Origin of the sequence: Candidatus Poriferisodalis sp. (assembly GCF_965208485.1) — a bacterium.
GTDB lineage: Bacteria > Actinomycetota > Acidimicrobiia > Acidimicrobiales > Poriferisodalaceae > Poriferisodalis.
Window position 1 is genome coordinate 4,279,239 of the sequence record NZ_OZ242344.1, and the last position, 14,495, is coordinate 4,293,733.

Below are 14,495 nucleotides of genomic sequence, written 5' to 3' on the forward strand. Positions count from 1 at the left end.
AGATCCTCCTTGTTCAACGCTAGCCCGGCCGGAAATCTCCCAAGAATTCTCCGGACCGCCCCAAGCGGCGAGAACCCGCACCCCGGAACACGGTCGGGCAGCTCAGGGCTCGATCAGCGGTGCCGTGGTGAACACGGTCAGGTCGGCGAACAGCGACTGCAGGAGCGCTCGATCACCGACGATCTCGACGCCGTCGAGCGCGCTGGCGTCATTGAGCGCAGCGACGAATGTGGCCCGGTCGGTACGCACTGAGGCCGCGGCGCCGGGATCGACGGCGTCGTGGCGATGGTGCACGGCCGAGCGGCCGACGCCGAGCACATGGTCCTCATCGAGGTCGATGAAGCGGAAATTGAACGTCACCGGCCCTGCCGTGAATGCGTCGGGGTCGAAGCGGACACCGATCACGTCGAAAAGGTGCTCCGCGCTCATGGCTTGTGACATGTCCCGGGTGGGGATGCGGCCCCAGTCAGGGGAGCCCTCCCGCAGTTCCTTCGCGCCCATCAGGTAGGCATTGCGCCAAGTGGCTGACTCTGACTGGTAGCCCAGTTGTTCCAGCGCTTCGGCTTGCAGGCTGCGGGCCTCTCGGTTTGCCGGGTCGGCGAACACCAGGTGGTCGACGACCTGGGCCACCCAGCGGTACTCGCCCCGCTCGAAGCACTCGCGTGCCTTCGACAGCACGGCGTCGGCGCCGCCCATGAATTCGACGTAGTTCGTGCCGGCCTCGACAGGCGGCAACGGGTCGAGGTTGGCCGGGTTGCCGTCGTACCAGCCGAGATAGCGGTTGTAGACCGAGCGGCAGTTGTGCGACACCGTGCCGTAGTAGCCCTGCACGTGGGACTGATCGAACTCGGCGGGCAGTTGCAGCCGGGCAGCGATCTCGGTCGGCCGCAGGCCCTGATTGGCCAGGCGCATCGTCTGGTCGTGCATCCAGCGGTAGACGTCGCGCTGCATCGTCAGGAACGCCCGGACGTCGGCGTTCCCGAACCGGGGCCAATGGTGGCTTGCGAACATCACGTCGGTGTCGTCTGCCCACATGTCCATGGCTTCGTCGATGTACTTGCTCCACGCGAGGGCATCGCGGGTCTGTGCACCCCGGATCGGGTACAGGTTGTGCAGGGTGTGGGTGCAGTTCTCGGCCATGCACAGCAGGCGCTTGTCGGGGAAGAAGAAGTTCATCTCCGCGGGCGCTTCGGCGTCTGGCGTGTTCTGGAACACGATCCGGATGCCGCTCAGCACACGCTCCTCGCCGGTCTTGTAGACGGTGTCGGTGGGAGCGATCAGATCGGAGCGCGCCAAGCCCATCGTGGAACCCAGCCCGCAATCGACGTGGCCGAGCGGACCCGGCGGCAAGAGCGGTCCGAACTGGTAGGCGGCCCGCCGGCCCATGATCGGCCCGGCAATGACGAACTCGCTCACGACTTCTTCGAGGAACCCGTCAGGGGCCACGATCTGCACATCGCCGTTCGCCACAGCCTCCGCATCGGTCACGCCGAGCACGCCGCCGAAATGGTCGGCGTGGGAATGGGTGTAAATGATCGAGTTCACCGGGCGGGTGCCGAGCGTTCGGTTGGCGAGGTCCAGCGCTGCTGCCGCCGCGGGCGCGTTGGTCAGCGGATCGACGATCAGCCAGCCGTCGGTGCCGGCCAGGAACGTGATGTTGGCGATGTCGTAGCCCCGCACCTGCCAGACGCCGTCGGCCACCTCGAACAGCCCGTGATGCACGTTGAGCCGCGCTTGCCGCCACAGGCTCGGGTGCACGGACGGGGGCGCTGCTTCCGACTCGGAGACGAAGGCGTGGCGTGCGACATCGAACACCACGTGGTCGCCCAAGGTGACCCGGCCGTCGTCAAGCTGTGCGACGAGGCCGCGGCCGGCCCGTCCGAAGTCGCCGGGGTCGTCGAAGGAGATGGCCGCCGCGGAGTTCGCCGCCACCGTGAACTCAGTCGGAGCCAGCGGCCCGAGCGAGCCGTCGTCGCCGTGTTCGCGGTCGTTCCCGCCCGGTGCCATGTCGCCGCGGTGCCCGCTCAGCGTGACGACGGGAAGCGAATCGGCAGTTGCCGGGGACCGCGGACCTGCCCGCCGGCCCAGGTGACCGCGCCGGGATCGCTCACCTCGAAGTCCGGAATGCGCTCGAACCAGGTGCGCAGTGCGACGTCCATCTCCAGTCGGGCCAGATTCGAGCCTGCGCAGCGGTGGATGCCGGCGCCGAATGCGACGTGGCGGTTGTGCGGTCGGTCCAGGATGACCTCGTCGGGACGCTCGAAGGCCTCCGGGTCGCGGTTGGCGCCCGGGAAGTTCATCAGCACCTTGCTGCCCTTGGGGATCGTGACGCCGCGGACCTCGACGTCTTCCGCCGCGACGCGCCCCATCGTCACCGGCGAGTAGAAGCGCAGCAGCTCCTCGATGGCAGAGGGCCACAGCTCGGGCTCGGCCGCTATCCGCTCGCGGTCAGCAGGGTGGGTGCCGAAGTGCCACAGGGCCGAGCCGATCGAGCTCCACGTCGTGTCGATGCCCGCAATGAGCTGCAGGTTGAGCATGCCGACCACCATGATCGGATCGATGGGGTTGCCCTCGTCGTCGGTTCCCTCCAGCAGCGCCGAGACGAACCCGTCGTCGGGGTTGGCCTGCTTCTCCTTCACCACCTCGAAGAAGAACTCCCGGATCACGAGTCGGTACTTCCGGCGCAGTTCGGGCTTGGTGAGTCCCAATTCCAGGACGCAGCGCACCCAGTAGGTGAAGTCGTCCACGCGGCTCTCGTCGATCCCCAGCAGGTGGGCGATGACCCGGGGCGGGATCTGCTGTGCGTACTGCTCGGCGCCGTCGACCTGGCCTTGGTCGATGAACCCGTCGATCAGGCGATGAGCGAGGTCTTCGGCGTACTGACGGTGTGACTCCGCCGCACGGGGCGCGAAGTGCGGCAGCAGCAAGCGCCGTGTCCAGCCGTGGATGGGCGGGTCCTCCGAGATCGGTGCCGCATTGGTGCCGTATTGCTGGAAGATCGGGTCAGCGAGCAGCTCCTCGATCATCTCCGGCGGCGGGGAGGTGACCAGCACATCGCTGCTGGACAGATCGGGCACCATCTTGGCCATGGCCTGCACGTCGTCGTAGCGGGTGGGCAGGAACGAGCCGCCCCAGCGCTCGGTATGAGCGATCGGGCAGCGCTCCCGCAGCTCATCCCACACCGGCGCCGGATCTCGCACGTAGCCCGGATCGAAGATGTCGTAGTCGGTGTCCCAGTCGTCGACGGGTGCTGTATCGGTCATGGGCTGCCTTCTTTCTTGTCGAGTGCTCAGTTCTTCGGCAGATCTCTGAACGGTGTGTTGCGGTCGGGTCCGGGTTCGCGGGGCAGGCCGAGTGCTCGCTCGCCGATCGTGTTGCGCTGAATCTCGTCGGTGCCGCCGCCGAGGCTCATGCCGCGCGCATTGAGGATATGGAAGCTGAAGCAGTCGTCGTGTTCGTGACCGGTCTGCTTGCGTTCATGCGCGAGCAACGCCACCGCAGTCGACCAGCCCCCGTTCACCTGGCCAACGACCCAGTCGTCTCGGTGAAGAACTTGCGTACGTGGGCGCGGAACGCGTCGGGAGTCACGGTGCCGGGTACTCATCGAAGCTGAGCATGCGGGCAAGCAAGGTGGCTGCCTGCGGCTCGAGTTCGCGTGGGTTCCGCCCGAGCGCGGTGGCGAACAGGGGCTCGAAGAGCGACCACGCGAACTGCGCGGCGGCGACGAGCAAGTAACGGCAGCGTTCGGAAGCAGTCGGTTCGCCGTGCCGCCTGCGATGACGACCGAGCAAGGCGACGACAACGGGGAAATGGTCGCCCGTCGCAGCCAGCTTGGCGTCGAGGGCGATGTGCGTGAGCGCTCGGACGTAGCCCGGATGCGCCCGCATCGAGAAGAAATCCGGGATCAAGCCGGGACCAGACTCGTTTGCGTAGTACCGGTCGCGAATCAGCCGGGACGCTTGGGCCAGCACTTCGCTCGCTGATCCGAAGTAGTGATGGATCAGTCCGTAGTTCACCCCGGCACGGGCGGCGAGCTGGCGTCCCGAGATGGAGGACGGCGTCCTGCTGGCAAGCAGGTCGACGGCTGCCGCCACGAGAAGCCGTTCTGCCTGGGCTCGGCCGGTCACACGAGATCGTGTCGGCGGCTGGGGTCCGCGAACGTGCAGCCGCCTGGACGCGAAGCAGCCGCCGGCGAACGGCCCGCGCCCTGCATGCAGATACTCGATCGCCAAGACCAGTTCCCGGTCGACGAGATGCGCGTCGTCGTCGAGCCCGGCGGAGCGCACCAACGGCACCCGGTGAATGCTTATGCCGAGCTGCATGGCGCACGACAAAGCCACCAGCGTGTCGAGTGCATCGGAAGTCAACTCGGGGCGCAGTGTCTTCATCCCCGTGCTGTAGCGGTGGATGATCGGATGCTCTGGCCGCAGCGTGAGCGTGGCCTGATCGAGCTGGATCTGGGTCAGCACTCGCACGAACGAGTCGTGCCGTATCACGATGCCAGGGGTGGGCACCAGCGCGCCGGGCGGGAAGGCATCAGCGACGAACGCATCGCTGAGACGGTCGAGCACCTGGCGGCACAGCTCGCGCTTGGAGCCGAAGTGCCGATGTATCTGCGCGTAGTTGACGCCGGCTGCTTCTGCGATGCGCCGGCCCGAGACAGCGGAGGGCGGCTCGACCGAGAGCAGTTCAGTCGCGGCCTCGATCAGCGCGTCCGCTGGATGGAACCCCGTATCCAAGAAGCCGCACCGGTCCTTTCGCCCTTCTGCTGTCGCACCAATTGTCTCCCGCTCTTGCTCGCTTCGCTCACGGGCCGCTCGGGCCACAGTTTCGCCTACCGGCGCAGCTTCTGCGCCGTGGTCGGCGTCGCGTGCAGCCACACGGCTAATCTAGGTCCGAAGCGCCGTGGCGGCGTGCCGCGAGCTGCTGGCGAGGGGAACCGACATGCGCATCGACGTTGTGCAGACAAACGACTACGACCGGATCCGGGTCGAGCCGCTGACCGGCACGATCGGCGCGGAAATCTCCGGCGTCGACCTGCGCGAGCTCGACGACGAGCTGATCGCCGAGCTGCATGACGCCTGGATGGCCCACAAAGTGCTGTTCTTCCGCGACCAGGAGCTGACCCAAGGCCAGCACGTGGCCTACGGCAAGGCTTTCGGCGAGCTCGAAATCCATCCGTTCGCGCGCAGCGTGCCCGAACACAGCGAGATCCTTGTGCTGGAGTCCACCGCCGACAGCTTTCAGGCCGCCGAGACGTGGCATTCGGATGTGACCTTTCGCGAGTGCCCGCCCCTCGGCTCGATCCTGATGGGGCGGATCGTTCCCCCATACGGCGGGGACACGTGCTGGGCCAACATGGAGCTGGCGTACGAACAGCTGCCCGATGACATCAAGAGCCAGATCGAGGGGCGCTACGCGATCCACTCGTTCGTGAAAGCGTTCGGACGCAGCATGAGCGAGAGCGAACGCGAAGAGGCCCGCCAGAAGTATCCCGACCAGAAACACCCCGTCGTTCGGACCCACCCCGTCACCGGCGCCAAGAGTCTGTTCGTGAACCGGACCTTCACGCTCACCATCGACGGCATGACGCCTGACGAGAGCCGTGCGCTGCGCCGGCGCTTGTACGCCCAAGCGTCCGAGCCGGAGTTCCAGTGCCGCTTCCGCTGGCATCCCGGTTCGATCGCCCAGTGGGACAACCGCTGCACCCAGCACTACGCGGTGCCCGATCACGGCGGCCTGCACCGGCGCATGGAGCGGGTCACCCTGCTCGGCGACCGGCCGGCCTGAGGCCAGTCTGAACCCAGTCTGAACACGCACATCCGAGCATCGGAGCGCAGCGATGACCTACACGGACGACGCGACCTCAGCCATAGCGCCGGTCGGAGACTTCGCTACCGACTGGGACTTCAATGACCCCGCTTGGGTGAACGACCCGTTTCCCATCTGGGAGGAGCTGCGCGGTCGCTGCCCGATGGGCCGTTCGGAGCGGTTCAACGAAGGTGTATGGCTCCCGCTGAGCTACGACGATGTCGTCGAGATCGCCAACGACCCCGGGACGTTCTCCAACGTTCACCATGGCATCCGTCGCGGCGGCACGGTCCACCGGGGGTACTTCCCGCCGATCAACTCCGATCCCCCCGATCACCTCGAGATTCGCCGCACTCTGCTGCCCTTCTTCGCGCCGAAGCGCATCGAGAGCTGGCGTGCCCACATCGCTGCCGACTGCGAGGCGCGCGCCGCGGCGATTGCCGAGCGAGGTCACGGCGACGCCGCAGTCGACTACAGCCAGCACATCCCGGTGGGCGCGATCGCAGCGATCCTGGGCATCGACCCGGCCGACGGCGATCAATTCCGGACCTGGATCTTCGACATCCTGTCGGTCGGCCCGAACGACGGCGCGGTGCTCCAGCAGGCGATCTGCGAGGTGCGCGAATACATGGCGAAGGTGATCGTCGCGCGGCGCGTCGAACCCAGCGACGACCTCATCAGCCACCTCGTGACGACCACGATGGGCGGTGAGCCGCTGCCTGATCACCTCATCGAGCGAATGCTGGTGCTGCAGCTCATCGCCGGCATCGACACCACGTGGAGCTCCATCGGCGCCGCGTTGTGGCATCTCGCAGTCAACGATGAAGACCGCCGCCGCCTCGTCGCCGAACCCGAGCTGCTGCCTACTGCCATGGAGGAGCTCCTCCGGGCGTACGCACCGGTGAACGTGGCGCGGCGAGTCGCCGCCGACACCGAGGTCAACGGCGTCCGGATGCAGGCAGGGGATCACGTGATGATGACCTTCCCCATCGCGTGCCGTGATCCCGAGCAGTTCGACCGAGCGGACGAGGTGATCATCGACCGCGCCGAGAATCGGCACATCGCATTCGGTGCCGGCATCCACCGCTGCCTCGGCTCGAACCTGGCGCGACTCGAGATGGAGATTTCACTCGAGACCTGGCTTCGCTACATACCCGAGTACTCGATTGCCCCAAGTGCCGAGGTCACCTGGTCGACCGGGCAGATCCGCGGACCACGGTCGATCCCCATCGTCGTCGACTGACTCCAGGACCGTCACAGAGCCGTAGCACTGTGCGGAGCGCGACAGGACGCGACTTCACTAACGTGCAGCCAATTGGCTAGCGCCGTGGACTTCAGGGGGCGGCGCCTGATTCCTGGGAGGGCAATCTCGTGAGAGGGCCTACACGGCGCGTGATGCGCCTCATGATGGTGCTGGCGGCGTTCGCGCTGGCAGCGAGCGCTTGCGGAGGCGGAGATTCGGATTCCGGATCCGGAACTGCCTCAGCGACGACCGCGGCGCCGGCCACCACAGCAGCGGCGGTGCCTGCGCCGGCGACGACTCAGGCGCAGACCCAGGTGACGATTGCCGCGGTGGAGCAGACCACCACGACCCAAGGTGCGGCGACCACGACAGCGGTGCCGATTCCGTCGCCCGAAGGCACGCTGCGCATGGTCGAGTTCTCGCCGGTGACGAGCTTCAACCCCGCGGCGAGCCAGCCGGCCCAGAGCGCCTACCACTACCCGACCTATGACACGCTGACCCGCCAGCGCAACGATCTGAGCCTGGAGCCGTCGCTGGCCACGTCGTGGACGCAGCCGTCGCCGAATGTCTGGCGCTTCACCGTGCGCGACGACGTGGTGTTCCACGATGGTGCTGAGTTCAACGCCCAGGTGGCAGTGGACAACATGCACTACCACGCCAGCTTCCAGGGCAATCCGAACGCAGCGACGTGGGCGGCATTCGTCGACGCCCGGGTGATCGACGACACCACCTTCGACGTCGAGTTCTCGGTGCCGGCACCGCAGTTCCCGCTGGAGATGTCGATGGTGATGGGCATGATGATCAGCCCGAACGCTCTCGACGGCCGCGACCTCACCCGTGATCCGCAGGGATCAGGGCCATGGATCTGGTCCGATGCCGACAGCCAGGCCGGCGTGACCGAGGTGTACAACCTCAATCCGAACTATTGGAATCCGGCCGACCAGGGCGTCGAGACCGTGACGGTGACCGCCGTTCCCGACAACAACGCACGTCTGAATGCTCTGCTGACCGGCCAGGCCGACATCATGTCCACCACGCGTGACGCGCAGATCGACGCAGGCACCGAAGCCGGGAACGTGTTGATCTCGGTGCCCAACTTCTTCGCCTATCTCATCGTCACCGACCGCGCCGGCGAGTTCGATTCCCCGTTGGGCGACGAACGGGTGCGGCGCGCGATCCTGCTGTCGCTGGACCGCGATGCCTACGCCGATGCGATGCATTTCGGCAAGGCAGACAGCCTCGGCGGCATCTACCCACCGGCGTTCAGCCAGTTCAACGTGCCCGAGCTGGACACCAAGTACAGCTACGACCCCGAGGAGGCCCGGCGTCTGCTGGCCGAAGCCGGCTACCCCGACGGCGTCACCATCCGGATGCCGATCATGCCGGCCATCAACCCGATCGTGGAGTTCGTGGTGCAGATGCTCGGTGCTTCGGGCATCACCATCGAGCTGCTCCAGATCAACAACGGCGAGCTGGGTCCGGGAACAGCGAACGCTCAGTGGGGCATCTCGTGGTTCCGCGATCTGCTCGTGCACCCGGCGCGTGACCTCGGAAAGTTCATGGGCGAGACCGGCCGATTCAACGCATTCCGCCTCGGCGACCTCGACGATCTCGAGGCCACGCTGGTGGAGGCGCTCAATGCCCCGTCTGTCGAGGAGGGTTACGGGCTGTATGCGGAGGTCATGGAAGGCCTGATCGACCGTGGGGTGGTGCTGCCGCTGGCCCACGGCGGCCAGAACGCCCTGTATGCCCCGTATGTGTCTGGGGCCACGCTGGGTCTGAACATGCAGGCGCCCATGCCGTACGGCGTCCGCCTCAACAACTAGAGGCGGCACGCCCGACGACCTCGAGTCGTCGGCTAGTTTCCGCAGCCTTGACGACTGGTCTCAAGATGGCGAACTGACGTGGCGGCCGAGCCCAACCGGCTCGGCCGCGACGCACGCCGCGGCAGCGCAGGGGGGTGCCAGGTGTTTCGACTGTTGGTCAGCCGGATCCTCGCGGCAGTCCCGCTGATGCTCATGGTGGCCACGCTGGTCTTCTTCCTGGCCCAGCTCAATCCGGTCGATCCGGCAGCCACGATCATGGGCGACGACGCCGACTTGGAATCGCTGGCCCAAAAACGGGCCGAACTCGGCATCGACCGCCCGCTGGTGGTGCAGTACTGGGACTGGCTGAACAGCGCTGTGGTCGGTGATCTCGGCACCAATTGGTTCAACGGCGAGAAGATCACCACCGAGCTGCGCGACCGCATCCCGGTGACGTTGTCGATGGTGTTCGGATCGCTGATCGTGGCGCTGGCCATCGGCAGCGCGTTCGGCGTGCTGGCTGCGCTCAAGGCCGGGAGATGGCCTGATCGCACCATCACGGTCGCTTCGTCGCTGGGGCTTGCCGTGCCGAATTTCTGGATCGGCCTGGTGCTCGCGTACTACGTCGGGGTGAAGCTGCAGTGGCTGCCGGCCATCTGGCCCACGACCCGGCCGGAGACGTTCTTCGCATGGGTCGAAGCGTTGATCCTGCCGTGCGTGGCGCTGGGCATCTCCGCATCTGCGGCGATTGCCCGCCAGGCCCGCTCGTCGATGATCGGCGTGCTTCAGCGTGACTACGTGCGCACAGCGCTGGCCAAGGGACTCCCTGTGCGGCGGGTGGTGTCACGTCATGCCATTCGCAATGCGGCGATCCCGGTCGTGACGCTGGCGGGCTTCCAGACATCGGCGCTGATCGGCGGCTCGATCTTCGTGGAGTTCGTCTTCAACGTGCCGGGTCTCGGCAGGTTCGGTGTCGACGCCATACTGCGCCAGAACATGCCGGCCCTGCTCGGGTTCGTGATGGTGACCGCGGCGGTGGTGGTGATCGTCAACATCGTGCTGGATCTCAGCTACGCCTGGTTGAACCCGAAGGTGAGGCCGGAATGAGCGACACCCTGGCGGGACTGGGCGGCACTGCCGAGGGGGGTGACGTCACCGGACAGTCGCCCATGTCTCAGGAGTCGGCGGCACGGGCCACCCGCAGCCGGTTCTGGTCGCGCCTGCTGCGCAACAAGGTGGCAATGACGGGGGCCGCCTACCTCGTCATCGTGGTGATCGCGGCGATCTTTGCCCCGCTGCTCACGTCTCACGACGCGATCCTCGCGACCCGATTCCAGGACATCTTGTTCAGCCCTGGCGAGGCCGGCTACCCGCTCGGCACCGACCACGTCGGACGGGACATCCTGACCCGCATCTTCTTCGGGGCCCGCTACGCGCTGATCGCCGGCGTCGAAGCGGTGCTGGTGGCGCTGGTCATCGGCGTGCCGCTCGGGCTGGCCATCGGCTATTTCCGCGGCTGGGCCGACCGCATCGCCATGCGGTTCGTGGAGATCGTCGTGGCCGTGCCCGCGGTCGTGATGGCGATGGCGATCATCACCGGGCTGGGCACGGGGCTCACCAACGCCATGCTGGCGATCGGCCTCGTGTTCTCGATGATCATCACCCGGCTGGTGCGGGCGGAGGTCTTCGCTGCCCGTGAGGAGTTCTACGTCGACGGTGCGCGCGCTGCCGGCGCAGGCGACCGGAGAGTGATGTGGCGCCACATCCTCCCCAACGTCGCGCCGCCGCTCATCGTGCAGACCACCTTGCTGTTCGCGCAAGCGGTCCTGGCCGAGGCGGCCCTCAGCTTCCTGGGGATCGGTGCCGACGCCACCCAGGCGAGCTGGGGACGGATGCTGCGCGACGCGGAGATCAGCATCGATCGCACGATCTGGCCGGCCATCCCGCCGGGCATCGCCATCTTCCTCACGGTGGTGGCCTTCAACGTCTTCGGCGACGGGCTGCGCGACGCCTTCGCCCGCGAGGCCCGCGGCGGGCGAGTGGGCGTCGGCGACGTCATTCCCAAAGAGCGCATCGCTGCCGCCCCGCCCCGGCCGCCGGGGGGCGCCGACGACCCCCTGCTCAGCCTGCGCGGGCTGGACATCGTCTTCCCCAAGCCGGGCGAAGACAGCGACATGACCGTCGTGCGCAACGTGAACCTCGACATCGGCCGGGGCGAGGTGATGGCGCTGGTCGGCGAGTCGGGTTCGGGCAAGACCATCACCGGGCTGTCGCTGATGGGCCTGGTGCCCGACCCCGGCCAGGCGAGTGCCGAGTCGATCATGCTCGACAGCCGCGAGCTGATCCGCATGGACTTCGACGACCTGCGCCACATCCGAGGCCGCGAGATCGGGATCATCTTCCAAGAGCCCTCAGCCGCGCTGAATCCTGCGTACACGGTCGGACGGCAGGTGGCGGAGCCGCTGCGGGTGCATCTCGACATGACCCGCAAGCAGGCCCGCGAGCGAGTCATCGAGCTGTTCGCCGAGGTCGGCATTCCCGATCCGCACAAGCGCATCGACGCCTACCCGCATCAGTTCTCGGGTGGCATGGCGCAGCGGGTGATGGTCGCCATGGCCCTGTCGTGCGAGCCGAAGCTGCTCATCGCAGACGAGCCCACCACGGCGCTGGACGTCACCGTGCAGGGTCAGATGCTCGACCTCATCGGCGATCTCGCACGCAGCCGGGGTGTCTCGGTGCTGCTGATCACCCACGACCTCGGCGTGGTGGCCGACCTGGCCGACCAGGTGGCCGTGATGTACGCCGGCGAGATCGTGGAGACCGGCCGTCTCACCGATGTCTTCGTCAGGCCTCGCCATCCCTACACCGAGGGGCTGATCGCGGCGATTCCCCGCAATGAGCCGAGAGTGGGGGACCTGCCGACGATCCCGGGTGTCGTGCCCCCGCCGTGGGAATGGCCGGACCGCTGCCACTTCGCCGACCGCTGTCCTTATGAGGCGATCGAATGCCGCCGGGGGCCTGTCGAGCTGCGGCCGCTGGGAGCGTCGCTCACCCGCTGCGAACGCAGCCACGAACTCGAGCTGCAGGGCGTGCGGCGATCCGCTGTCGTGGGCATCGCCGGGTGGGAGCAGCCGGCCGCCGTAGCGATGCCCGGCCTGACGGCCGGCGAGGGGGGCGAGCCGACGTGAGCGAGCCGCTTCTCGACATCGACGATCTGACGATCGTGTTCCCGGGCGGGCGCGGTGCGCTGCCGTGGCAACGCCTGCCCGATGTGCGGGCGGTGCAGCACGTGTCGCTGGAGATCGACGCCGGCGACACGCTCGGACTGGTGGGGGAGTCCGGATCGGGCAAGACCACGCTCGGCCGCGCCGTGCTTCGCTTCCTGCAGCCGCAGAACGGCTCGATCCGGCTCGGCGACTTCGATGTCACCGGATTCGGTCGGCGTGTGCCCACCGAATACCGCAAGACCGTGCAGGTGGTGTTCCAGGACCCGGTCGGATCGTTGAACCCCTCGATGCTGGTGGGTGCGATCATTGCGGAACCCCTGCGCATTCACTTCGACATGGACTCGCGTGCTGCGCGGGAGCGAGCCGGCGAACTGCTCACCCAGGTCGGTCTGCAACGCCATCACCTCGACCGTTACCCCCACGAATTCTCGGGCGGCCAGCGTCAGCGGATCGCCGTCGCCCGCGCCTTGGCAACCGAGCCGGACCTGCTGGTGCTCGACGAGCCGGTCTCGGCTCTCGACGTATCCACCCAGAGCCAGGTCATCAACCTGCTGGAACGGCTGCAGCGCGAGACCGGTGCGGCGTACCTGTTCATTGCGCACGACCTGGCGGTCGTGCGTCACACGTGCCACCGCATCGCGGTCATGTACCACAGCCGGATCGTCGAGCTGGGCGAATCCGATGACATCTGCGAGCGCCCGGCACACCCCTACACCGAGCTGCTGCTGGCTTCGATTCCCGACCCCGACCCTGCCGTGCAGCACGTCAAGTCGCAGCGCCGGCGTGAGCTGGCCCAGGGCGTGGCCGGCGCCAGCGGCAGGGCGCCGGCCGACAGCTGCCCATTCGCCGAACGCTGCCCGCACGCCATGGACGTGTGCTGGGAGGCGTTCCCCGAACCGGCGCCGACCGCCACGGGCGGGACCGTGTGGTGCCACCTGCACACGAGTGGGCCCAGGCTCGGCGGCCGTCCCGTGAGCGAGTTGGCAACCGATGCCTAGGTTGCTGAAGCGCCGGGGTCTGCGGCTGATGGCTGAGCGATCCGGCTCCGATTCCCGCCGCCCGAACATCCTGTTCGTGTTCGTCGACAATCTGGGATACGGCGAACTGGGCTGCTACGGCGGGGGAGCGGTGCGCGGTGTGCCGACACCCAACATCGACCGTCTGGCGGCAGAAGGCATACGGCTCACCAACATGAACATGGAGGCGCAGTGCACGCCGTCCCGCTCGGCGGTGATGACCGGCCGCCTCCCGATCCGCTCGGGCACGGTCCGCATCCCGCTGCCGGGTCAGCCCAGCGGCTTGACGCGCTGGGAGGTCACCCTGGCAGAGCTCGCGTCTTCGCAGGGCTACCGCTGTGCGCACTACGGGAAGTGGCATCTCGGCGACGGGCCGGGTCGCCAGCCGCACGAGCGGGGTTTCGACGAGTGGTGGGGACTCGCCGAAACCCACGACTCATCGTTGTGGTCGACCTCCGCCGGCTACGACCCCGAGATCGTGCCTCCGGAACGGCTCCTCGAGGGTCGGCGGGGCGAGGCTGCCGTGGCGGTGGCCGACTACGACGCCGCCGCCCGAGCCCTCTTCGACGCTGAGGCCTTCGAGCGGGGCGAGAGCTTCATGCGGCGGTGCGCTGCTGACCGGCAGCCGTTCTTCTTGTACCTGCCGCTGGCGTTCCCGCACTTCCCGACGCTGCCGCATCCTGACTACGCCGGAGTCACCGGGCTCGGCGACTTTGCGGACGCCTTCCGGGAGACCGACGACCGCGTCGGCCGCCTCGTCGGGGTGCTCGACGAGCTGGACATTGCCGGCGACACCTTGGTGATCTTCACGAGCGACAACGGCGCGGAGGACGTTCTGCCGTGGCGGGGCTGGACCGGTCCGTGGGGCGGCTCGTACTTCACGGCGATGGAGGGAAGCCTGCGAGTGCCTTTCATTGCAAGCTGGCCGGGCAGGATCCCGGCGGGAGGCATGAGCAACGAGCTGGCGCACGCCACCGACATCTTCACCACGTTGGCGGCGGTGGCTGGGGCTGACCTGCCCGACGACCGGCCTATTGACGGCATCGATCTGATGCCGCTGCTGGACGGCTCGTCGGATCGCTCGGGACGCGAGTCGGTGCTGTGTTTCGTGGCCGACCGGATGCACGCGGTCAAGTGGCGCAACTGGAAGCTGCACTTCATCTGGCAGGAATTCATGGGTGATCCGCCCATCGAATTGAGCATCCCGCGGGCGTTCAACCTCTACGACGATCCCCGCGAGCGTCACGATGTGTTCCTGCCGTCGAACACCTGGGTCCAGCGGCCGGTGATGGCCGCGGTCGCCGAGTTCTGGGACAGCGTCGCCACACATCCGTTGATCCCGGTGGGAACGCCCGACCCGTACGAGCCGCCAGCCGCCTGCTGACGAGTGGAG

11 protein-coding genes are annotated in these 14,495 nt (G+C 67.4%); 7 read left to right on the top strand and 4 right to left on the bottom strand.

The genetic code is table 11. The features are described 5' to 3' along the window. Nucleotides 1–102 precede the first annotated feature (102 nt). The 4 genes from ACOGXQ_RS19550 to ACOGXQ_RS19565 all read right to left on the bottom strand — a co-directional run bounded on the left by ACOGXQ_RS19550 (nt 103) and on the right by ACOGXQ_RS19565 (nt 4,880). On the bottom strand, nt 103–2,007 hold the full coding sequence (locus tag ACOGXQ_RS19550) for an alkyl/aryl-sulfatase (protein WP_419945272.1): 1,905 nt from the start codon (nt 2,005–2,007) through the stop codon (nt 103–105). A gap of 17 nt (nt 2,008–2,024) precedes the next feature. Then, nucleotides 2,025–3,263, bottom strand: a complete 1,239-nt coding sequence (locus ACOGXQ_RS19555) for a cytochrome P450 (protein ID WP_419945273.1) — start codon at nt 3,261–3,263, stop codon at nt 2,025–2,027. A 26-nt stretch (nt 3,264–3,289) separates the two neighbouring features. Beyond that, nucleotides 3,290–3,520 (bottom strand): hypothetical protein, encoded by a 231-nt coding sequence (locus ACOGXQ_RS19560; protein ID WP_419945274.1) that lies wholly within the window; start codon nt 3,518–3,520, stop codon nt 3,290–3,292. A 64-nt stretch (nt 3,521–3,584) separates the two neighbouring features. Then, entirely contained in the window at nt 3,585–4,880 is a 1,296-nt protein-coding gene (locus ACOGXQ_RS19565; RefSeq protein ID WP_419945275.1) for a helix-turn-helix domain-containing protein, read from the bottom strand. Nucleotides 4,881–4,944: 64 nt separating this feature from the next. Between ACOGXQ_RS19565 and ACOGXQ_RS19570 the strand changes: the two genes are divergently transcribed. The 7 genes from ACOGXQ_RS19570 (at nt 4,945) to ACOGXQ_RS19600 (ending at nt 14,486) form a co-directional block, all read left to right on the top strand. Continuing rightward, nucleotides 4,945–5,790, top strand: a complete 846-nt coding sequence (locus tag ACOGXQ_RS19570; RefSeq protein ID WP_419945276.1) for a TauD/TfdA dioxygenase family protein — start codon at nt 4,945–4,947, stop codon at nt 5,788–5,790. Nucleotides 5,791–5,842: 52 nt separating this feature from the next. Then, entirely contained in the window at nt 5,843–7,054 is a 1,212-nt protein-coding gene (locus tag ACOGXQ_RS19575; protein WP_419945277.1) for a cytochrome P450, read from the top strand. Nucleotides 7,055–7,182: 128 nt separating this feature from the next. Continuing rightward, the gene (locus tag ACOGXQ_RS19580) at nt 7,183–8,880 is read left to right on the top strand and encodes an ABC transporter substrate-binding protein (protein ID WP_419945278.1); all 1,698 of its coding nucleotides are present in this window, start codon (nt 7,183–7,185) and stop codon (nt 8,878–8,880) included. Between the two features lie 141 nt (nt 8,881–9,021). Further along, nucleotides 9,022–9,966 (top strand): ABC transporter permease, encoded by a 945-nt coding sequence (locus ACOGXQ_RS19585; RefSeq protein WP_419945279.1) that lies wholly within the window; start codon nt 9,022–9,024, stop codon nt 9,964–9,966. Beyond that, entirely contained in the window at nt 9,963–12,047 is a 2,085-nt protein-coding gene (locus tag ACOGXQ_RS19590; RefSeq protein WP_419945280.1) for a dipeptide/oligopeptide/nickel ABC transporter permease/ATP-binding protein, read from the top strand. The genes ACOGXQ_RS19585 and ACOGXQ_RS19590 overlap by 4 nt, the downstream gene beginning before the upstream one ends. Further along, nucleotides 12,044–13,084 (top strand): ABC transporter ATP-binding protein, encoded by a 1,041-nt coding sequence (locus tag ACOGXQ_RS19595; protein WP_419945281.1) that lies wholly within the window; start codon nt 12,044–12,046, stop codon nt 13,082–13,084. The genes ACOGXQ_RS19590 and ACOGXQ_RS19595 overlap by 4 nt, the downstream gene beginning before the upstream one ends. Before the next feature lie 28 nt (nt 13,085–13,112). After that, nucleotides 13,113–14,486, top strand: a complete 1,374-nt coding sequence (locus ACOGXQ_RS19600; protein WP_419945282.1) for an arylsulfatase — start codon at nt 13,113–13,115, stop codon at nt 14,484–14,486. Nucleotides 14,487–14,495 lie beyond the last annotated feature (9 nt).